At 39.0% G+C, this 21,246-nt stretch carries 18 protein-coding genes; 12 read left to right on the top strand and 6 right to left on the bottom strand.

Features of this window, described 5'->3' with window-relative positions; translation table 11 throughout:
• Window positions 1–15: 15 nt before the first annotated feature.
• Window positions 16–435 (bottom strand): hypothetical protein, encoded by a 420-nt coding sequence (locus tag PVK62_RS13450; protein ID WP_274442727.1) that lies wholly within the window; start codon window positions 433–435, stop codon window positions 16–18.
• 73 nt (window positions 436–508) lie between these two features.
• A complete protein-coding gene (locus PVK62_RS13445; protein WP_274442726.1) occupies window positions 509–2,368 on the bottom strand; it encodes a 3'-5' exonuclease in 1,860 nt (619 codons plus the stop codon).
• Window positions 2,369–2,588: 220 nt separating this feature from the next.
• On the opposite strand from PVK62_RS13445, the gene PVK62_RS13440 reads away from it, so the two are divergent.
• The gene (locus PVK62_RS13440; protein WP_274442725.1) at window positions 2,589–3,716 is read left to right on the top strand and encodes an HNH endonuclease; all 1,128 of its coding nucleotides are present in this window, start codon (window positions 2,589–2,591) and stop codon (window positions 3,714–3,716) included.
• A gap of 161 nt (window positions 3,717–3,877) precedes the next feature.
• Entirely contained in the window at window positions 3,878–5,578 is a 1,701-nt protein-coding gene (locus PVK62_RS13435) for a class I SAM-dependent methyltransferase (protein WP_274442724.1), read from the top strand.
• A gap of 18 nt (window positions 5,579–5,596) precedes the next feature.
• Here PVK62_RS13435 and PVK62_RS13430 read toward each other — a convergent pair whose 3' ends face one another.
• Entirely contained in the window at window positions 5,597–6,643 is a 1,047-nt protein-coding gene (locus PVK62_RS13430; RefSeq protein WP_274445005.1) for an alpha/beta hydrolase, read from the bottom strand.
• 551 nt (window positions 6,644–7,194) lie between these two features.
• Here PVK62_RS13430 and PVK62_RS13425 point away from each other — a divergent pair.
• On the top strand, window positions 7,195–8,148 hold the full coding sequence (locus PVK62_RS13425; protein WP_274445004.1) for a hypothetical protein: 954 nt from the start codon (window positions 7,195–7,197) through the stop codon (window positions 8,146–8,148).
• Between the two features lie 80 nt (window positions 8,149–8,228).
• Here the strand turns inward: PVK62_RS13425 and PVK62_RS13420 are convergent, their stop codons facing one another.
• Window positions 8,229–9,617: an SLC13 family permease gene (locus PVK62_RS13420; protein ID WP_274445002.1), complete on the bottom strand. Its 1,389-nt coding sequence runs from the start codon at window positions 9,615–9,617 to the stop codon at window positions 8,229–8,231.
• A 704-nt stretch (window positions 9,618–10,321) separates the two neighbouring features.
• Between PVK62_RS13420 and gbpA the strand changes: the two genes are divergently transcribed.
• Together gbpA and PVK62_RS13410 are read left to right on the top strand one after the other, a co-directional pair.
• Window positions 10,322–11,797, top strand: coding sequence for an N-acetylglucosamine-binding protein GbpA (gene gbpA, locus PVK62_RS13415; protein WP_274445001.1), 1,476 nt, complete (start codon window positions 10,322–10,324; stop codon window positions 11,795–11,797).
• Between the two features lie 180 nt (window positions 11,798–11,977).
• Window positions 11,978–12,469, top strand: a complete 492-nt coding sequence (locus tag PVK62_RS13410; RefSeq protein ID WP_274445000.1) for a M48 metallopeptidase family protein — start codon at window positions 11,978–11,980, stop codon at window positions 12,467–12,469.
• 22 nt (window positions 12,470–12,491) lie between these two features.
• On the opposite strand, the gene PVK62_RS13405 is transcribed toward PVK62_RS13410, so the two are convergent.
• The gene (locus tag PVK62_RS13405; RefSeq protein ID WP_274444999.1) at window positions 12,492–12,848 is read right to left on the bottom strand and encodes a YkgJ family cysteine cluster protein; all 357 of its coding nucleotides are present in this window, start codon (window positions 12,846–12,848) and stop codon (window positions 12,492–12,494) included.
• Between the two features lie 254 nt (window positions 12,849–13,102).
• Here PVK62_RS13405 and PVK62_RS13400 point away from each other — a divergent pair, with 254 nt between their 5' ends.
• From PVK62_RS13400 to emrD, 5 genes are all read left to right on the top strand, one after another.
• Window positions 13,103–13,297 carry a hypothetical protein gene (locus PVK62_RS13400; protein WP_274444998.1) on the top strand — a complete coding sequence of 65 codons (195 nt, stop codon included), beginning with the start codon at window positions 13,103–13,105 and terminating at the stop codon, window positions 13,295–13,297.
• A 172-nt stretch (window positions 13,298–13,469) separates the two neighbouring features.
• A complete protein-coding gene (locus tag PVK62_RS13395) occupies window positions 13,470–13,676 on the top strand; it encodes a DUF3283 family protein (RefSeq protein WP_122032501.1) in 207 nt (68 codons plus the stop codon).
• Window positions 13,677–13,768: 92 nt separating this feature from the next.
• Window positions 13,769–14,491 (top strand): YebC/PmpR family DNA-binding transcriptional regulator, encoded by a 723-nt coding sequence (locus tag PVK62_RS13390; protein ID WP_274444996.1) that lies wholly within the window; start codon window positions 13,769–13,771, stop codon window positions 14,489–14,491.
• 166 nt (window positions 14,492–14,657) lie between these two features.
• Window positions 14,658–16,217, top strand: a complete 1,560-nt coding sequence (locus PVK62_RS13385) for a DEAD/DEAH box helicase (protein WP_274445012.1) — start codon at window positions 14,658–14,660, stop codon at window positions 16,215–16,217.
• Window positions 16,218–16,502: 285 nt separating this feature from the next.
• Window positions 16,503–17,705: a multidrug efflux MFS transporter EmrD gene (gene emrD / locus PVK62_RS13380; protein ID WP_122032505.1), complete on the top strand. Its 1,203-nt coding sequence runs from the start codon at window positions 16,503–16,505 to the stop codon at window positions 17,703–17,705.
• Window positions 17,706–17,837: 132 nt separating this feature from the next.
• Here emrD and dbpA read toward each other — a convergent pair whose 3' ends face one another.
• Window positions 17,838–19,226 carry an ATP-dependent RNA helicase DbpA gene (dbpA, locus tag PVK62_RS13375; RefSeq protein WP_274444994.1) on the bottom strand — a complete coding sequence of 463 codons (1,389 nt, stop codon included), beginning with the start codon at window positions 19,224–19,226 and terminating at the stop codon, window positions 17,838–17,840.
• Window positions 19,227–19,660: 434 nt separating this feature from the next.
• On the opposite strand from dbpA, the gene PVK62_RS13370 reads away from it, so the two are divergent.
• Together PVK62_RS13370 and PVK62_RS13365 are read left to right on the top strand one after the other, a co-directional pair.
• Entirely contained in the window at window positions 19,661–20,584 is a 924-nt protein-coding gene (locus PVK62_RS13370; RefSeq protein ID WP_274444993.1) for an SPFH domain-containing protein, read from the top strand.
• Between the two features lie 9 nt (window positions 20,585–20,593).
• Window positions 20,594–21,046, top strand: a complete 453-nt coding sequence (locus tag PVK62_RS13365) for an NfeD family protein (protein ID WP_274444992.1) — start codon at window positions 20,594–20,596, stop codon at window positions 21,044–21,046.
• Window positions 21,047–21,246 lie beyond the last annotated feature (200 nt).

Here is a 21,246-nt window from a genome sequence, read left to right as displayed (position 1 = left end):
TTTACTCGTTTATGATTAATCAAACCGAACCGCGACACCCACATAAAACGCATCATTATCATAAAACTCTTCATCAACGTCTTTGTATCCAGCTCTGATGGTCACACGTTCAAAATCGTACCCTACCTCAGCCCCAAGGCTGTAACTGTAATCAATATCGTCACTAAAATAGTGCATGCCGACAATTGGCGCTAGGTAGAATTGTTGCTTACGAAAAGCGGGCTTAATGTTGATACCAAATGAATGAACCTCTTGGTTCCATTGCGTGAAATCCATGTCATATCCAAAATCCAGCTCTGGGTTAACAGGGAAATAAAAACCAGACTGCAAAGAATAAGCACTGGAGTTTGAGAGGGCGTCAGCTCCAAAATACACCTGCGGCTTTGCTAAACAAACACCAGAGAATAGAGCTAATAATAAAGACCGCTTTTTCATTTAATACACATTATTCATTTTGGGAATACCTAATTCTAGCACGGCATAAAAGAAAGAAGCACCCTTCGGGTAATTATGCATTTATAGCAATAGCAGCCTCAAGGCTCTCACTTAACTCATTTTCTTTATGGTAAGTCGTTAGTAAATTATGGGTTGCTCTTGTCATACCCACATATAGACGACGAATATCTTCTGATCTATCGCTGCTTTTTTTAGGAATATTTGATGAGTTTAGAATGACAACAGTTTTAAACTCAAGCCCTTTACTACTTGGTATCGGCAGAACATTAACAACATTTGTGCTTGGGTTGTATTTTTTCTTATATTCAGATTTAGCGAGCAAAATATAAGGAATATCTTTAGCTTTTAATGCTTCAGATACTTTTTGTCCAATATGTTTACAGGGATAGATAATGGCAATATCACTCCACGCATAACCATTTTTTTGCCAATGAACTAAACATTTTATTGCATATTCAACTTCTTGATCCATTGTTGAAAACTTTTTAACAACAGGGTGTGTACCAGTAATGCCAGCAGATTCTGGGTGAATTAATGGGATTTCCTTAGCATCTGAATTTTCAAAATATTGCTTAGCAAAATTATATGAGAAAGACAGGATTTCTCTTGTATTACGATAATTTAAACGTAGTACAGTTGTTCGACCTTGAGCCTGAATACCAACGCTTGCTAGGCTAAAATCTAAATTATTTTTCTTTTTATAAATTGATTGAGCATCATCATAAAGCAGCAATAGAGAATTAGTATCAGGATCAATCATTTGAGTAACTAACGTAAGCCACTCAGCTTCAAAATCATGGCCCTCATCAATTAATAATGCACCGTACTGTCCTTTTGGAATATCTCCTTTTTCAACACCATTAATAACGGTATCAACTTGTCGCTCCCAGTAAGGTGCATCACCTTTAATGACATCTAAATGGTAGGTTTTGATCTGTTGCCCACACCAATCGTGGAAATGATAAACCTGAACTTGTCCTGAAATACCCTTTTCATCAATGAAACTGCGTAATCTTGCCGCTAACGTAATATTAAAACAAAGAACAAGAATTGGTTTTTTTAACTGTTCAGCTAAATGTAAACAGCGATAGCCTAAGATCAGTGTTTTTCCAGAGCCTGCCACACCATGAATAACACGGTGTCCGTCCCCTAAACTTCGAGCCAATTGCTCTTGTTGAATATCCATAATTTTAATGATGTCGGGAATATAGGCATTGGTATTTACTGATTCGTCATCACTCTCTAAAGGTAATAGAGTTTGTTGCTCTGGGCCTGAAATACGAATTTCAGGGAAAAGATGCCAACGGATTCGATCTATTTGAGGTAATGTTAATTTGTTCCCAAACTGATAATTAAACATATGCCACAGCTTCGATTGAAAACGCTCAGGATCTATTGTGCTTATCATCTCATCTTTACAGATAACCAAATGATGAGGGAGTATCGAGTCTTGTGCCTCTAATGGAATAGCTCTGTCTAATTGCATTCGAGTGATGTTGGTAAGTACAACACCATAACCGTAAGGAAGGCATAAGTTTCCTTTGTATTTCCCTTCTTGGTTAATGAGTAATTTATCGCGTTTAAGTTTATCGATTACTTGGTAACTGCATTGACGAACTTGCTCAATAGGATTGCTGGTTGTTTCAATGCCTTTAGGGGTCAGCAATTCAACTCGAACGGCATCAATATTATTGATGTTATCGAGCTTCCAGTCTTTCACTTCAAGAAATAGTAACCCACGAGCAGGGTGCAAAATTATAAAGTCTGGATAGCGACGTAAACGCCCTACAGGAATGTCATACCAACATATATAATCATCTTCTAATAAGTTCTCTAGACGCTGTGCAAAACGTCTTTCACCTGATGTCATTTTTGGTAAACAGGTATTTAATGTTGGTATTAATTCAGCCATGTACTACTCAGAACAAGAATTTTGGCCTGATTATAGGGTAATATTCCATTAAAAAAAGTGATGGATAACTAAATAAAGTAACTTTTTGATTTAGTGATGCTTTTCATGTTTTTTTTGTTTATTTACGATAAGATTAGTCCATTATTAATAAGTTTTAGAATGTATAGGATTATTAATCTTATGCTTTTAATCTAACTTAAATTTATTTATAGGATGAAGTATGTCCGTTGAGTATTATGTAGACAAGTTCCGTAATTTAAACATGAATAGTAGTAAGGGAAAGAAAAGCCCTCATAAAGTATGCATGTTACTTGCTGTTATGGATTTAATACAAGCAGGCTATATCTATGAGAATAAAATTAAACTTGATGCTACTTTGAAAAATCGGTTCACATATTTTTTTAATGAACGTAAACAAGGTCAAGATAGAGATACACCAGAAAACCCTTTTTATCATTTAAAAAGTGAAGGATTTTGGCATTTATCTTACCAAGAAGGTATTGATGTTTCCCTGATTAAAGGGTATTCAAATAAAGCAGTCGATTATGCTTATTTGGATTGTGATCTTTTTGATTACTTAAAAAGTTCAATAGTAGTTAATGATTTTAAAGATGCATTAGTAGAAAATTTATCAGACTTAACTGAGCTTTATATTCAATGGCTTATTGATATTGGTAAATCAGAGAAAACAGCGAAGAATTACTCTCAAGCGATTCGTGGGTCTATTTCTAATTGGATGGTGCAAGAGGGGCTTATAGATGCACCATTAACTGAGGTGAAGTCTTTTCGGGAGTTTTGTCGTCTTTCAGAAAGTGCTCGTTCGCTTGAAAAATTTAAAGAATTTAATGTTAGAGGGAATAGTATGTACAGTGCAGCATTAAACTCATATCAACATTTTCTTTCTGATTTATCCCAAATAGACGTAAAAGCAGATATTCAAGAGATTTTTGAGAATACAAAATTAACCCAAACTGAAAAATCAATAATGGTTAATACCAGAATGGGACAGGGAACATTTAGAAAGCAACTTATAGAGATGTGGAAGGGATGCTCAGTAACTGGATATAAAAATACACAGATGTTAGTTGCGTCGCATATTAAACCTTGGCGAGATGCTAATAATGATGAACGACTAGATAAATTTAACGGTTTGTTATTGCTTGCTAATTTAGATAAAGCTTTTGATCTTGGATTTATTTCGTTTGAAAATTCAGGAAAAGTAATGGTTTCTAGTCACTTGGAAAGACCCGAAATATTAGGTATTACTGACGGAATGTCTTTTCATGTAAATCGAGAACATGAAAAATATTTAAAGCATCATCGAATGACTTTATTTAAAGGGCGATAAGTACCTATAAAGAAGTTATCGGGAATTTAAGTTCTATAATTTAACATAATATCAATCACTTAAGTATTGATAACTTTCCCGTTAGTACTTAATAGAGCTTATACTAGAAATATTTTCAAATTGAGACTCTCAATAGGCTAACAAGGTAGTACATAGCACTTATGAAAAATATTCAATTCTATAATCAACATTCAGAAGAACTACTTCAAAATTACACATCAGTAACGTTTGAGAAAGTTCATGCCAGTTGGAAGCCATTTTGGCCGTTTTCTGGTGAGAAGATTTTGGATGTAGGTGCAGGTGTTGGTCGAGATGCCAAATGGTTTTCAGATCAAAAATGTACTGTTATTGCGCTAGAGCCCGCAAAGGAAATGCGAGAGTTAGGTAAAATACACACGGGTGAACAAGTGCAATGGTTGGATGATTTGTTACCTGAATTAAATCATACCATCGGATTAGGAATGCGCTTTGATGTGATTTTGGTTAGTGCTGTGTGGATGCACATTCCACCAAGTTCACGTGCTCGTGCTTTTAGAAAACTCTCAAATCTTCTTGCTCCAAATGGACGTTTGGTCATCAGTTTGCGTCATGGTGATTTTAGTGATGGCCGAAGCTCGTATTCATGTTCAATTGAGGAATTAGCTCAATTTTCAAAAGATGCCTGTTTACATACTCGTTTAGTCACCGACGTTGAGCCTGATGCATTAAAGCGTGATGAGGTTCAATGGCAAACGGTCGTCATGAGTTTACCTGATGATGGCTCGGGTGATCTCAATAAAGTTCGTCACATCATTGTTAATGACAGCAAAAGTTCAACCTACAAATTAGCACTACTGCGTGTGTTATTGCGTATTGCAGATGCTCATTCTGGCTGTGTTATGGATAGGACTGATGGTGAAGTTTCAATTCCACTAGGGTTAGTCGCTCTGTATTGGATTAAAGCATATAAACGATTAATTGATGTCGGCAATATTCAGCAAAACAGCAATACCAAAAAAGGCTTAGCGTTTATCACTGAAGATGGATGGGAGAAATTGATTCATTTATCAGCGGATGATTTAGCTATTGGCGCGGTATTTTGTAATGAAGATGCTAAAGCCTTACAAAAAGTAATGCAAGCGACGATAAAAACCATGAAAGATGGACCTATTAAGTTTATTTATTCAGGAGCTTTAGAAGATAATAATCAAGAGTTTTCTACAGTAGCCCCTTCTAAAAGACGTAAAGTAGAATCCAGTATCGTGCTTGATTCTGATTTTTTTGAGAGCTTTGGGTCGTTTGTTTTAAAGCAAAATCTTTGGGAGTGCTTCCGCCTTTATTATTCGTGGATTGAACCATTAGTTGTAAACCAGTGGATTTCTGAAATGCAGCGCTTTGAGGCGAACAGAGAGAATAATATAACGCTACAAACCTATCACGATTGTTTGGTTTGGTTAGATAAAAAGCATGATACGAATCGTATTCGGTCGAAAATAGAAGATTTAAAATCAAAGGGCCATTCAATTCAATGTGTTTGGGGGCAAACTAAAATCAATGACGAGTATCATGTAGATCATTGTTTACCCTTTGCATATTGGCCAAATAATGATCATTGGAATTTAATGCCTTCGAGCAAAGCGTTAAATTTGAAGAAAAGCGATAGAGTCCCCTCACTAAATAGACTTGAAAAATCTAAACCAACAATTTTGGCTTGGTGGGAAATGGCATGGAAAAATCCGAATGAGCAGCAACGCTTTTTTAATGAAGCCGCTCTTTCATTACCAAATATACCTCCTCAATGTAGAGATTTTGAGGAGGTATTTGATGCAATGGGATTTCAAATCAAAGGAGTTCAAAGCCGTTTGTTAGTTAGAGAATGGTAATTTCTGGTGGGAGACCCATCACTCCCACTTTTTAATCCTCCGCTTCTCTTTCTTTGGTATATCGGCTTTCTTTACTTTTAATCTTAATTCTCCATCTACTCGCTCTCTGGTGGGTATGGCTAACCTATCAATATCACCTTGTAGGGTGTGCGCTAAATCTTCGGAAAAATGGGTGCAGTGAAAGTGCCAAGAGTGCGTCCAGTTACCAATGGTTTGCTCTTCATTAGGTTGTATTAACGCTTGCCAATGGTCGCCACAATTTATGTTAACCACATTGCTTGGTGCATCCTCTGGTAAACCGACGCGTCCGCAGCGTGGGGCTAGGCCTGCTCGCTTTATGTTTGATATTTTTAAGGCGTTATCAAACGGGCTTTGGTAGTTGGTTATGCGACTGGCTTGGGCAAACAGAGGCTTTGATTTGTTGTCATCATGGCTGAGTGATTGTCTGGCAATGTCTCCACCTATAAAACACACTTGGCTTACGTTCCAGTGAATGCGCTGTAAGCTGCGGTTTTTACTGGCTTGGTAAAAAGCCTCTCGTATCACATAAGCCCCTGTTGAGTGACCCAGTAAATGCACATCAATATCACACTGGTTTTCATGCTCCTTAAGTTGATTTATCGCCAGTGGGGTAATACCTGCCGTGACCAATTTTAGTGCGCTTTGGTAGGCGTCCATTCTGTCTTCAAGGTAGTTGAGTGTATTCGTTGCACAAGGCCAATCAAAACTGACAATGGTGCCAGAGAATCCGTGTTGTTTTAGATGGGTATCTAATAATTTATGGCGTTCAATGACTTCTTCTTGGCTGTTGTTGTAGCCATGAGCAAAGAACAGAATATTACCTGTTTTAAACTCGGCGAGTGGGTGCTCGCTAGGGTGATGGCCTGTGGTGGCGTCTTGGGTTAACTTCTTTATCCACTGTTCTTGCGTTAATTGATGAGAGTTTGGATCGGGAGCGGTGGCGTTGTTGGGGAGCATAAGATAGTGCGCATCCCCTGGCTCATTTGAGTATTGATTATTTGGAATAGTATTCTTGATTTGTCGAGTGCTTAATATGAATATCACATAACATCCTTGTCACTGTATTTGAGTAGTAACTAGAGTAAAAGTTTTTATAAAGGTAACAAACTGCAATAAAAGAAATTGCGAACGAGGATGAAAGAGCAATGAAAGCGATGTCGAACTGTATCATTTTTAAGATTTCATGGCCTGAATCTAAATTAACTATTTGTTATATCAATAAGTTAAATTATATTTAAATTTATGAATCTAGATCATGGGATCGTGAATAAATCGTTTCAATTCAAAGGTAAATAAAGCATAATTCGGCGGTAACGACGAGATAAAACGCTTTTAAGTGAAGGTCCAGTAAATAGATGCATATAAGCACGGCTGGTCTAGGTGATATTGGCTTAATTAGTAATAAGACAAGGGTACGTTTTATATGGGTGGACAAAGCACATTCATGATATTTATGGGTTTTTTAATTGCAGGTTTAGCTGTAGTTATCATTCCTATGATAATAGACACCATTCGCATATTAAGAGAAAAAGAGTAATTTCTTAATACGTAGTATCAGTTAAACTAGGGCTTTCTTTTTTAGATCGGAAGCCCTAATGTCTCACTATTCTCTTATCGATATTCCTTTTAATCTCCGACATACCTGTTGGTTTTGTGGTGAGCCTTCGTTCGATCTCCTCTCTTTTCCTAAGTCATCACATCAAGTCAGTAAAATTGCTCATCAACCGATTGAATTGCCTGCATGTAAAGAGTGTTTGGCGCTGCCGTCGGCTGGGGTATCTGAATCTATCTGGTCGTTTCGTGATCACATTAAACACGCATTAATGAACAAGTACGCTAAGCATTTGGGTATTGGTTTGCAGTGGACGAAAGAAGAGCTTGAAGCTTCTGAGTTTCATGGGGCAATACTGGAGGGCTTTGGTAAAAGTGCATGGCCTATGTATGAAATTGCGAAAGAGCGTGTTGAATATATTGGTTGGGATTTAATGGTGAATGGCGAGCCTTTAGATGGGTTTGATGAAAGTTATGGTTATGAATTTAACGGTGTGCGTTATTTAAGTATTCAAGCGTGTATTGAGTACCATGTAAAAGCGATGTCGTTGGATCTGGTGTTGCTAGAAACCTTAATCGAGATTGTCGGCTCTGAGCGTTTTGCTTATGCGCTGCGTATTGCTGAGCTAAACCGTGATGTCTCTTATAAAGAGCGTTTGTCGATTATTGATGAGATAAAAAACCAAGAGCAAGATAAAGACGATCTTCGTGCGTTGAATGAGGCTGAGAAATTACGTGTTGTTCTTCCTCTTGTTGCTGTTGTTATGGATGAAGCGACGGCTCAACCAGAGGCGATTGAGTGGGCGATTACCCATTCATGTACCACATTAGAGTGCTTAATTGAGCAAGAAGATGCTTTTTTTGATGCGTTTGAGCATTTAGGTGGACCAACGGCGTTTGCGCTGTTTGATGGGTTGCAATGGTATTTGGCGGCACGTCGAGATAATGCATGGTGTGAAGAGAGTGATCCAAATGACGAATTTTGGCGTCAAGTTTAGCTCTGTGTTATCAATTAATATCTAGAGATATGATACGGCCTCTGCAGTTAGCAGAGGCCGTATTTTTATCATATAGAATGTTATGCCCAGAAGATGGAAGCAAACGCCGTTAAAATAACAACACAAACTAGATTTAAGTAAATACCTACGCGCATCATTTCTGATTGTTGTATGTGGCCTGAGCCAAACACAATCGCATTTGGTGGTGTTGCAACGGGTAGCATAAAGGCACAAGAGGCTGAAATAGCTATCATAGCTGAAAGTACCACAGGGGAGATCCCAAGCACTTCAGCAACACTGGCAAATACAGGTATAAGCAGCGCCGCACTGGCAGTGTTACTGGCAAATTCGGTTAAGAATACAACGAACGCCGCAACGGTTAAAATAGTAAATAATATGCCAGCTTGCGATAAAATATCACTTAGGCTGTGTGCTAAAAAGCTGCTTGTCCCTGTTGCTTTTAAAATATTACTTAAACAGATACCACCACCAAATAATAGCAGTACGCCCCAATCTGTGGTTTTTTCAACGTCTTTCCAGTGTACGACTCGAGAGAACCCAAGTAAGACAATCGCCATCAGTGCAACTAAGGTATCGAATTTTGAGAACCCACCTAACATGGCATTAATTGGTTTACTGAATATCCATAAAGTAACAGTAAGACCAAAGATCATAAGGGTAACGATTTTACCTTTATCCCACGTGACAGGCTCATGGTTTAGCTCGAATACGTCATTTAGATTGGGTTTTAGCATGACATACAATAGAGCAACGGTAACAGGTAATAGAATTAAGGTTACAGGAACACCAAATGCCATCCACTCCGTAAAGCTTAACCCTACTTCTGCCGCTGCAATTGCATTTGGCGGGCTACCTACAATCGTTGCTATCCCTCCAATACTTGCACAGTAGGCGATACCTAAAAGTACAAATACGTAAGTGTTATGGCCTGTTTTCGAATTTACTTTACTTAGTACCCCCAAAACCAATGGCAACATCATAGCTGTGGTAGCGGTGTTGCTTATCCACATTGATAAACCAGCGGTGACACCAAATAGCATATAAACCGCAGTACTCATTTTACCATTGGCTAAGATCAGTACTTTATCTGCGATGACTTTATCAAGTTCTTGTCGATGTAGAGCTGCAGCTAGAGCAAAGCCACCTAAAAATAAGAAGATGATTGGGTTTGAAAAATTACTTAGAGCTTTGGTGGTATCAAAGATCCCAAAGCCAACGGCGAGTAGGGGGACGAGTAATGCCGTAATACTGACGTGCAGTGCTTCAGTTAGCCACAAAATGGCAACAAAAACCAAGATACTTAATCCGAGAACGACATTTTGCTCAAAGGGTAAAAAATTATATAACAGGGCAAAAAGAGTGATATCGGCAAGAATGATTAAACTGTTTTTATTCAGAAACCATTCCTTGGTATTGGTGGGTAGGGGTAGATGTTCATTTTTGTGCATGACGAGCTCCATTCTAACGATGAATTTCAGACTAACTTGGCCGCCATTGTTACAGAATATTAACCGGAGTAAATGAGAGGCGATTAAGATTGTCGTTTTGATCGTTTTGTTGTTTTCATAATTATGCGAAAACTCACTTTTTAAACAGATTTCCATCTAAACTTGTTATTTTTGTGTTAATAGTATTTGCTGGGGTGACGTTGGTTGGAGAGGTTTTTTCGCTGTGTTACGTGGTATTTTTATCCATTTACAGTAGGGTAAATCAAAAAACCAACGCCATTACAAATAATGAACGTTGGTTTTAATTCATAAAAACCGCAGTTCTGTTTTTGTGCATATATTAATGAGGGGGGATCATCTTATTTTTTTAATCATTACGTTGTTTTTATGTAAATTATCACCGTATTTTAGTTTTATTTCGATAAAAATATAGACGATGTTTATTTCAAATTCGTTGGTTTTATAAGGTAAATAAAATGGATTTATGAATAGCGAGATGAACTAATTGTAAGTAAGTTTGTTGTTGTTATTTGTTTTGTGATTTCACTCCCAATAAATGGGTTTATTGCTCGTTTAGGCACCTATCTTCAACTAGATTCCTGCGCGCACAACGGATTTGGAAACTATTTGTGAGTAGGTCAAAAATAAAACGTTCAGTCTGTGTGTTAATAAAATAAAACTATAATTCTAATAAAGGAAAAGTAATGAATAACAGCTCAACAAAAACAATATTAGCCTTATCATTAATGGCGACGAGTATTGGTGTGTCTGCACATGGTTATGTGTCTGAATCAAACGGTGGCATCGCAGGCTCTCGTGCAGCATTGTGTAAGTTCCCAACCTCTGATACTCAAGAACAAAATAAAAATTGTGGCTCTGTACAATGGGAGCCTCAAAGTGTTGAAGGCCCTGAAGGTTTCCCTGAAAACGGCCCTGCAGATGGTCAAATCGCAGGTGCAGGTTTAGTTCAGTTCTCTGAGTTAAATGAACAAACGTCTGATCGTTGGGTTAAGCGTCCAATTACTGCTGGCGCACAAGCGTTTGAATGGACGTTTACGGCTAACCACGTAACAAAAACGTGGAAGTACTACATGACAAAACAGAACTGGAATCAAAACGCAGTATTAACGCGTGACTCTTTTGATTTGACGCCGTTCTGTGAGCTTGAATACAACATGGAAAAACCGCCACTATACCCACAAACATTCTCTCATGAGTGTGTGGTTCCTGAGCGTGAAGGTTACCAAGTGATCCTTGCTGTTTGGGATGTGGGCGATACGGCTGCTGCATTCTATAACGTAATTGATGTGAAATTTGAAGGTAACGGCGATGTTGTAGACCCAACGTGGACTCAAGGCGGTCAAATTAACCCAACACGTGATCTAAATGTAGGTGATCGTGTGTTTACTCGTGTATTTGATGCATCGGGTGAAAACAGCCGTTTATCGACAAGCGTAACGATTGAAAATGCGACTCAAGGTCAAGCAAATAACTGGACGCATGCATTAGCAACTAAGGTGAACCAAGAGCAAAAAAATATTGGTGCTGGTCAGCTAAATGAGAAAGGTGAATTTGTTCCTGTATTTGGTTCAAACCCTGTGTATTTAAAAGCAGGCAGTGGTCTAAAGAGTGTTGAGATTGGTTACCAAATCGAAACGCCAGAGCCAAGCTATGAGTTAGATATTCAAGGTCTAGAGTCTATGTATACTATTGGTGATACGGCGACAGAGTTAGATCTTAGCTTATACGCTGTGGGTGACATGAATGTAGAGCTAACTGTTTACAACCATGCAAAAGAAGCGTTATCAAATGCGGTTGTTGATCTAAAAGATGGTGATAATAAATCGGTATTAATGACGTTATCTAAATCAGAAAAAGGTCATCATATGCTTGTTTCTCGCATCAAAAATACAGAGGGTGAGTTAATTGAACAAGCGACGTCTGATTTCCATTTGATGGAAGAGCAAACACCGCCACCAGCAGGTGATTATGATTTCGTGTTCCCTGAGAATGTAAAAAATTACACAGCAGGAACAAAAGTACTGGCTGAAGATGGCGCTATCTACCAATGTAAGCCATTCCCTTATTCTGGTTACTGTGTTCAGTGGACTGAAACCGCAACAAGTTTTGCTCCTGGCGTTGGCTCTGATTGGTCAATGGCATGGGATAAAGTGAAGTAATTATCTCACTATAATTATCAGTGTAACTAAGATAATAATCAGGCCTATTCAGTAATGAGTAGGCCTGATTTTTTTATAGGTATTATTAAGACTAAATAAAAGGTGAGTTGAAAAGGTAGCGAGAAAGAAACTCATGTACAATAGAGAGACGTCGTGGATTTAAATCAATGAGTAAAAATAATGACAACACTGCGCTATTTAAAAGGCTACCCTGAGCATATTTTGGCACAAGTTGAGCCTATGATTGCAAATGGTAAATTAGCGGAATGGGTGAAGAATAAATACCCTACAATGCATGACATTACTTCTGAAAAGGCATTGTTTGATTACACTCAAGCATTGAAAAACAAGTACATCAAAAAATCTTCACCATTAAGTAAGGTGGTGTATGATCCTAAAATTCATATTGTAAATAATGCGTTGGGTTTACATACGTTTGTATCACGTATTCATGGCAATAAATTAAAAGCTAAAAATGAGATACGTATATCGAGTGTCTTTCGTAAAGCGCCAGAGCCATTGCTTCGTATGCTGGTGGTGCATGAATTGGCTCATATTAAAGAGAAAGCTCACAACAAAGCGTTTTATGCGTTATGTTGCCATATGGAGCCTGATTACCACCAGCTAGAGTTTGATGCGCGTTTGTATTTAACGTATTTAGAAACGATATAAGTTTGACTTAGAACTTGAAGGTCTATTTATCGATGCCCTGTTCTTTGCGCTCTTCTTCGCATTCGTAAGAGGCCATTTCAAACTCACGGCAGATCCACGGTCGGTTTTCATAAATAGTACACATTAGGGTGTCGCGATCTACAGCGGCACACCAACCATCATCTAGGCGTAACATCACTTCGCCTCCCCAATCATCATGATCAATATACTCTTCAGGTACGCCTGTATCGGTAATGATCATCACTTCTAATTTACAGCAGCAGGCTTGGCAGTTTTCACAAGTGATGCCAGAGGCGGTATTTGATGAGGCTGATGTTAACAGTGATTCTGTCGACGATGATTCAGTCAGGACGGTGATGTCGATAGCGTTGATGGTCATAGGTATCATTATTTTTATCAATATATACGCTAGGATAACTCAGAAAAGGGAAGGAGTAAAAAAGTGATGTAGCGCAATCACTTTTCTCTAGGGTAGAACTCTAAATGTAGTTCAATTGATATAATTAAGGATAGTGTTTTTTAGAAAAAAAATCACAAATATTACTCAGCTCACATTATGGGATAAATAGATTTAACAATGGTAATCGGCTTTGCTAAATATACACCCGAAGAGTATGGATTTAGGAGGTTATTATGTCTATTAATTCAATTGATCACGGTGAAATCACCGATATGAAAGGCAAGTATGAGATTGCTGATGAAGTAGTAACAAATATTACAGAGTGTCAGAAAAAAGCAGCAGCGCGTCGTCGTATTGAAGCAATGCAAGAAATTAGAGAAAGTGGTCTTACGCTGGAAGAAGCGAAAGACTTGGGCCTTATCCATTAATTATTGAGTTCTACCTTCATACCTTCAGTGTTTTATTATTAATGCGTCTATTACGGCGCATTTTTGTTGCCGGTAAGAAAAGTCTCCCTTTAGTTTTAGAGGTAGATAATATAACGATGAAGCATTACACTTTGTGGCTACTAAAAGATGTGATTAATTAAATGAGCTTGTTATGAAAAACTTGTCACTATTACCCCCAAAAGAAAAAAATGAAATCGAACTTGATAAACAAGCAGCGTTCTTTGTTTGGAAGGTAAAAAATGCAAAAGCAGGCCCAGACCTTTGGATTGTTGAAGCGGAAAAGCTTGAAGATGAGACGGAACGCCTGTTTTTTCAGCAATCTATCGAAAAATATAAATCAAAAATGGGCGTAGCGTAAGGTTCCTTGATCTTTACTAGCCTACAGCCTCAGTAATTTGGTAGAATCTGCCGATACTTTTTAAGTCCATAAACAACAAAGAGAGAATTCCGATGGGAAGAAGTTTTGAAGTGCGCAAGTCTTCAATGGCTAAAACACAAGGCGCAAAAATCAAAGTTTATTCTAAATACGGTAAAGAAATTTACATGTGTGCTAAGAATGGCGGTCCTGATCCAGACATGAACTTGTCTCTAAAACATCTTATTTCGAAAGCGAAAAAAGATCAGGTTCCTACACACATTATTGATAAAGCAATCGACAAAGCAAATGGCGGCGGTGGTGAAGATTACCAACACGCACGCTACGAAGGTTTTGCTCCAGGCGGCGCAAGCGTAATCGTTGACTGTTTAACAGATAATGGTAACCGTACTTTCCAAGACGTTCGTCAATGTTTCGTTAAGACTGGCGCTAAAATTGGTAGCCCAGGCACAAGTGCTCACATGTTTGATCACCAAGCTGTATTCCAGTTTAAAGGCGACGACGAAGAAGCAGTACTTGAAGCGCTTATGATGCAAGATGCTGACGTGACTGATATCGAACTTGAAGATGGCGTGATCACTGTATTCGCACCAAACACTGAGTTCTTTAAAGTGAAAACGGCACTGGCTGCTGAATTCCCAGATCTAGTTGTAGATGTGGAAGAAATTACGTTTGTACCTCAAAACCCAATGGCGGTTACAGGCGAAGACGTTGAGAAATTCCAAAAATTCTTAGATCTACTTGACGATTGTGATGACGTGCAACAGGTCTATCATAATGCGGAATTAGAAGATTAATTGATTCGTTTCGATTAATACGAAAAAGGCCGAGCTATTATGCTCGGTTTTTTTATAACGGTACTTTATCGGTTATGGTAATCAAAGATTGAGTAATCTCTCAGTTACTGTATCCTACAGCGCTCGCAGTTTTGCGCTTAATGAACATTATAGAGTACATATTAGTATGGGTTTTACCTCTCTGGGCTTATCTGCCCCTATTTTAAAAGCTGTAGAAGCTCAAGGTTACAGCACACCTTCACCAATCCAATTACAAGCTATCCCTGCGGTAATTGAAGGGAAGGATGTTATGGCGGCAGCTCAAACGGGTACAGGTAAAACAGCAGGCTTTACTCTTCCTCTTCTTGAGCGTTTATCAAAAGGCCCTACACGTAAGTTTAATCAAGTCCGTGCATTGGTATTAACACCAACACGTGAGCTTGCAGCACAAGTACATGAGAGTGTTGAAAAGTACAGTGTAAACCTTCCTCTTACTTCTGATGTGGTTTTTGGTGGCGTTAAAGCTAACCCACAAATGCAGCGTCTTCGTAAAGGGGTTGATGTATTGGTTGCAACACCAGGTCGTTTATTGGATCTTGCTAATCAAAACGCGATTAAATTTGACCAACTAGAAATCCTAGTTCTGGATGAAGCTGACCGTATGTTAGATATGGGCTTTATTCATGACATCAAAAAAATCTTAAATAAATTACCTAAGAATCGCCAAAACTTACTGTTTTCAGCAACGTTTTCTGATGAAATTCGTCAGTTAGCAAAAGGGTTGGTAAATAACCCTGTTGAGATCTCAGTTGCACAACGCAATACAACCGCAGAGACCGTTGAACAATCAGTATACGTTGTAGATAAAACGAAAAAAGCACGTGTGCTTACTAAGCTAATTAAAGACAACGACTGGAAGCAAGTATTGGTGTTCAGTAAGACTAAACATGGTGCCAACCGTTTAGCAAAAACACTTGAAGAGAAAGGCGTTAGTGCGGCTGCTATCCATGGTAATAAGAGCCAAGGTGCGCGTACTAAAGCGTTAGCTAATTTCAAATCAGGTCAGGTTCGTGTGTTAGTTGCGACAGACATTGCAGCTCGTGGTCTAGATATCGAACAACTGCCTCAAGTTATTAACGTTGATTTACCAAAAGTACCTGAAGATTATGTTCACCGTATTGGCCGTACTGGTCGTGCTGGTGCAACGGGTAAAGCGGTTTCTTTTGTGAGTGAAGATGAAGCTAAAGAGTTATTCGCTATTGAGCGTTTAATTCAAAAAATATTACCTCGTCATACGCTTGAAGGTTTTGAACCTGAAATGAAAGTGCCAGAATCTAGATTAGATACTCGCCCTATTAAAGCGAAGAAACCAAAGAAAACACACGCACCAAGACAAGAACATAAAGATGGCCAACGCTCTGGCGAAAACCGTAATGGTCATAAGCAAGGTGCAAAACCAGGTCAACGTCGTAATACTGATAATAAAGACGGTGGCGCTAAAAAAGAAGGCGGCGCGGATAATAAGCGACGCTCTATCATTAGCAAGCCTACAGGTTCAGGCAAACCAACTAGCTCTGGAAAACCAACTAGTTCTGGTAAACCAAGGTCAAAAGGCAACGGTGAAAATCGTGGAAATGGCAGCAACTTCAGTGGTGGAAAGCCAAAGACTGGTGGCTCATCAACCAGTAACTCACAGCCACGTCGTCAAGGCCCGCGCCCTGCTCGTAAGCCTCAACCGCAGCAATAATGGTTAGGTAACAAAGATAAACAGAAGCCAGCTCATGTCGCTGGCTTTTTTGTATATTCTATTTTTATATTTAGATTAGAAAAACTAATCCAAATCATATAAAAAATCTCTCCTGAAATAGCCGTGAATTAGATTGCCTGATTTATATAATCACCTTATTATCTCGCCCTATAAAGGCTTGGCTATATTCATAGTCGACTTAACCTATTTTATTGTTAAATGTTAACAATTGTTAATTTCATTAGCGTATCTTATTAATACTTTGCTTTTTTTCGGAGAGCAGTCATGCAAAAGTCGTATTCACTTGCGACGTTCAGTTTCCTGATCGTTATTTTAGTTGCTGTTGGTCAAATGAGCCAAACTATGTATGTGCCATCCATTGGCTACATGGCAAGTGAATTCAAAGTAAGCCCTGCTTCATTACAAGCGGTTATGGCTGTGTATTTGATCCCTTATGGTTTATCACAATTTTTCTACGGCCCAATCTCTGATCGTATTGGCCGTCGAGTAGTGATCTTATCAGGTCTTACTTTATATATTGCTGGCACAATCCTAGCGTTATTTGCTCATGATTATTCGTTATTTTTAGCGGGCTGTTTTGTGCAAGGTTTAGGTATTGGTGCTGCTGGTGTGATGTGCCGTACTATTCCTCGTGATTGTTTCTCTGGTGATGAACTACATAGAACCAACAGTATCATTAGTATGTGTATGATGTTTTCACCACTTTTGGCTCCTGTGTTAGGTGGTTATTTAACAGAAGCATTTGGTTGGCGTTCAAGCTACTTATTCTTGGCTTTGTTCAGTATTGCGGTATTGATCATCATGACAACGTCAATGAAAGAGACGTTACCATTAGAAGTGCGTCGTAAAGAGCCAGTATTGAAGAGTTACCGTCACGTATTATCTGAGCACCGCTTTCAAGGCTATTTGATCTGCTTGGTTGCTACATTTGCAGGGGTTGCCGTATTTGAAGCAGCAGCAGGGGTATTGCTGGGTGGTAAACTTAAATTAGCAGCAACAACAGTGAGTATTCTGTTTATTTTACCTATTCCAGGCTATTTAGCGGGTGCTGGTTTATCAAGTGTGATTGCAAAGCGTTGGTCTGAGAAGAAGTCATTAGATGTCGGTCTTGTGTCTATTGTTTTAGGTGCGGCGATTGTGTTGGTTCCTGGCATTATGGGATTAACAACAGCACCAACTCTAATTGGCGGTGCAGTATTGTATTTCTTAGGTGCGGGTATTTTATTTCCTGCAGCAACAACAGGGGCGTTATCACCATTTCCACAACATGCAGGAACGGCTGGTGCATTACTGGGCGGCATGCAAAACTTGGGGGCGGGTTTAGCGACAATGGTAGCGTCGATGATCCCTGCTAATAGCCAAATGCCTGTAGGGTTAATTATGTTCTTAATGGCGTTACTTGCGGTGTATGGTTTACGTAAAGTGCATTCAATTCCACCATCAAGCGAGATGCCATTAGCGGTGTAATACCAATCGTAGTAAATAATTGATTGCAATTAAAAAAGGCCGAGTAGAAATCATCTACTCGGCCTTTTTTGTATGTGACGCCAACTAAGCGATGTATCGAATTAGTTGACGTTACCTGTTTTGTATTCGCTATTAACCGCGCATACGGCTTACACGGAATGTACGGCCTTTCATTTTGCCTGTTGCGATCTTATCTAGTGCTGCTTTAGCAATTGAGCTGTGAACGGCAACGTAAGCGTGGAAATCAAACACGTTGATTTTACCTACTTTTTTACCGTCAACGCCATCTTTACCTGTTAATGCACCAAGGATATCGCCAGGGCGTAGTTTGTTTTTCTTACCGCCATCGATCCAAAGCGTTACCATCTCAGGGTAGTGAGGACGCTCATTTAGGTAATCTTCACTTGGTAGTGGCTCGTCATTAATAGTCATGCTCATGTAATCTTCAATTTGAGCAAAGCTGTTTGTTTCTTTGTTATTGAATAAGCTTAATGCGATGCCTTTTTTACCAGCACGGCCAGTACGACCGATACGGTGAACATGAACTTCAGGATCACGAGATAATTCAAAGTTGATGACGGCATCTAGAGATTCGATATCAAGGCCACGAGCAGCAACATCTGTTGCAACTAGGATAGACGTACTCTTGTTTGCAAAACGAACTAACGCTTTATCACGGTCACGTTGTTCTAAATCACCGTGAAGTGCCGTTACGCTGAAATCAAAGTGACGAAGTTCATCAGCCACTTCTTGAGTAACACGTTTTGTATTACAGAAGATAACCGTTGATTCTGGACGGTGTTTAAGAAGCAGGATTTGAAGTGCGCGTAGGCGATCTTCAAAATCATCTACTTTGTAGAAATGCTGTTCAATAGAGGTATTTTCTACTTTATCTTCCGCTTTTGCCATGATCGGATCATTCATGATGCGATCAGCAATTGATTTGATTTGTGGTGGGAACGTAGCACTAAACAGTAAGTTTTGACGCTTAGCTGGTGCGTGATCCAATACCATATCAATCGCGTCTTGGAAGCCCATTTCTAGCATACGGTCAGCTTCATCAAGAACAAACGTATTTAGGTTATCTAGGTTTAGGTAGCCTTTACGCAGATGCTCTTCAACACGACCAGGAGTACCTACGATGATGTGTGCACCGTGCTCAAGTGAGCCGATTTGTGGACCAAATGGAACACCACCGCATAACGTCAGAACTTTGATGTTGTGGATAGAGCGAGCAAGCTTACGGATTTCTACCGCAACTTGGTCTGCAAGTTCACGTGTTGGACACAATACTAGTGACTGAACGCGAAAACGTTTTACATCTAGGTTAGCTAATAAGCCTAAACCAAACGCTGCTGTTTTACCTGAGCCCGTTTTTCCTTGGGCAATGACATCTTTCCCTTTCAGCATGAATGGTAAGCTTTGAGCTTGAATTGGAGTCATCTCGTTGTAGCCTAAAGTTTCTAGGTTTTGAAGAAGAGATGGGTGTAGATCTAATGATGAGAAAGATGTTTGGCTCAAGGTGATTTCCTATAAACAAGTAGAAGCAAAGTAAGATTTGCCTAATGGAAAGCAGAGTAAAGAGAAGAGGCCTAAAAAGCAAGGAGGATCACACTTTTCAGCCTAAAAAATCAGCAAGTGAAGGCTCTGTTGAGGTTTAAATTGATAAAACTATTATCTGAGATTGTTCGGATCTATGGGGGGGGAATTTTGAACGTTAATTTTAAATTATTTTCGTTGCTATTTAAAACGAGCTTATTGGTTGGAAAGACAATTATTTACTATTAACAATCAAAAGTAATTAAATTGTATTTTTAGGGTGACTTTTGTGAATAACTGTTTGTTGTGTCCGTGTATTTGTAAAAAAATTGAGTATTATGAATATATAATCAACAGATGGTTAGTAAATGTTGGATATATTTAGATAATTATCAATTAGAGAAGGATGACAAATAATGGCATACGATACATTAATAACGATTGGGGTTCTGGTTTTCTTAGTGCTGGCATTAATAGCACTAGGTGTTAAGACGGTTCCCCAAGGCCACAACTGGACAGTAGAACGATTTGGTCGATATACCCAGACGTTACAACCGGGTTTGAATTTGATCATTCCATTTATCGATACGATTGGTCACAAAATAAATATGATGGAGCAGGTATTAGATATTCCTGCGCAAGAAGTGATTTCAAAAGATAACGCGAATGTAACCATTGATGCTGTGTGTTTTGTGCAAGTGGTGGATGCGGCAAAGGCTGCTTATGAAGTGAGCGATCTTCAGCATGCCATCCGTAATTTAACCCTTACGAACATGCGTACGGTGTTAGGTTCTATGGAGCTTGATGAAATGCTGAGTCAACGTGACATGATCAACGTCAAGCTTTTAGCTATTGTTGATGCGGCAACTAATCCGTGGGGCGTAAAAATTACACGTATAGAGATTAAAGATGTGCAACCACCAGCAGATCTAACGGCAGCGATGAATGCACAAATGAAGGCGGAGCGTCATAAACGTGCCGATGTACTAGAAGCTGAAGGTAAACGTCAGGCTGAAATACTAAAAGCAGAAGGTCATAAACAAGGTGAGATCCTAAAAGCGGAGGGTGACAAACAAGCGGCAATTCTTCAAGCCGAAGCTCGTGAACGTGCCGCCGAAGCCGAAGCAAATGCAACAAGAATGGTATCAGAAGCGATTTCTCAAGGTGATATGCAAGCCGTGAATTACTTTATTGCGCAAGGGTATACCGAGGCACTAAAATCAATAGGGCAGGCAGAAAACAGTAAGATTATTATGTTGCCTCTAGAAGCGACAGGCTTGATGGGATCGGTTGCAGGCATCGCCGAGATGTTTAAAGTAGATAAAGAGGGTTCTAAATAGGAGTTTATAATGGAATTTTTTGAGCAAATGAATCACTGGCATTGGCTAACTCTTGGTTTACTGCTACTTGCTGGTGAATTATTAGGAACGGCGGGTTACTTTTTGTGGATAGGACTATCCGCTGTAACCGTCGGTGTATTGTATGCCGTTATTCCACTTAGTTGGCAATTGCAGTGGGTTAGCTTTGCTGTATTTTCTCTTTTTACAACGTGGTTGTGGTGGAGATATCAGCATAAAAAAGATGAAACATCGGATGCTAAGCGGGCATTGAACCAAAAAGATAAGCAGTTAATAGGACAAACTTCTCGTTTGGAAGAGGATGTTATTGCAGGTTCTTGTCGAATTGTTTTAGGTGATACCACGTGGTCTGCAAAAAGTTTTCAAGATATTTCAAAGGGTACGTTGGTTTGTGTCGTCTCTGTTGACGGTATTATTTTGACGATTGAGCCAGTGGAGAGCTGATTTTACATTAGATCAAATTAACATGAGCAATTAATTAGCGTAATGCGTTAGTAAACTGCTCATTTTTTCACATCTGAAATTTAAATGTTAATAGCTCACCTTTGTTGTGGGCTTTTTGTTTCTTTATTAACATATAGCACGTTATAAATTAGTGTGATTTTTGTGGCTTTTTATTTAATGTTTTTTGAGTTTTGGTCGAT

The organism is Aliivibrio sp. S3MY1 (assembly GCF_028765575.1).
Taxonomy (GTDB): Bacteria; Pseudomonadota; Gammaproteobacteria; order Enterobacterales; family Vibrionaceae; genus Aliivibrio.
The sequence above is the reverse complement of the archived record's forward strand: the minus strand, read 5'-3'. Positions and strand labels throughout refer to the sequence as shown.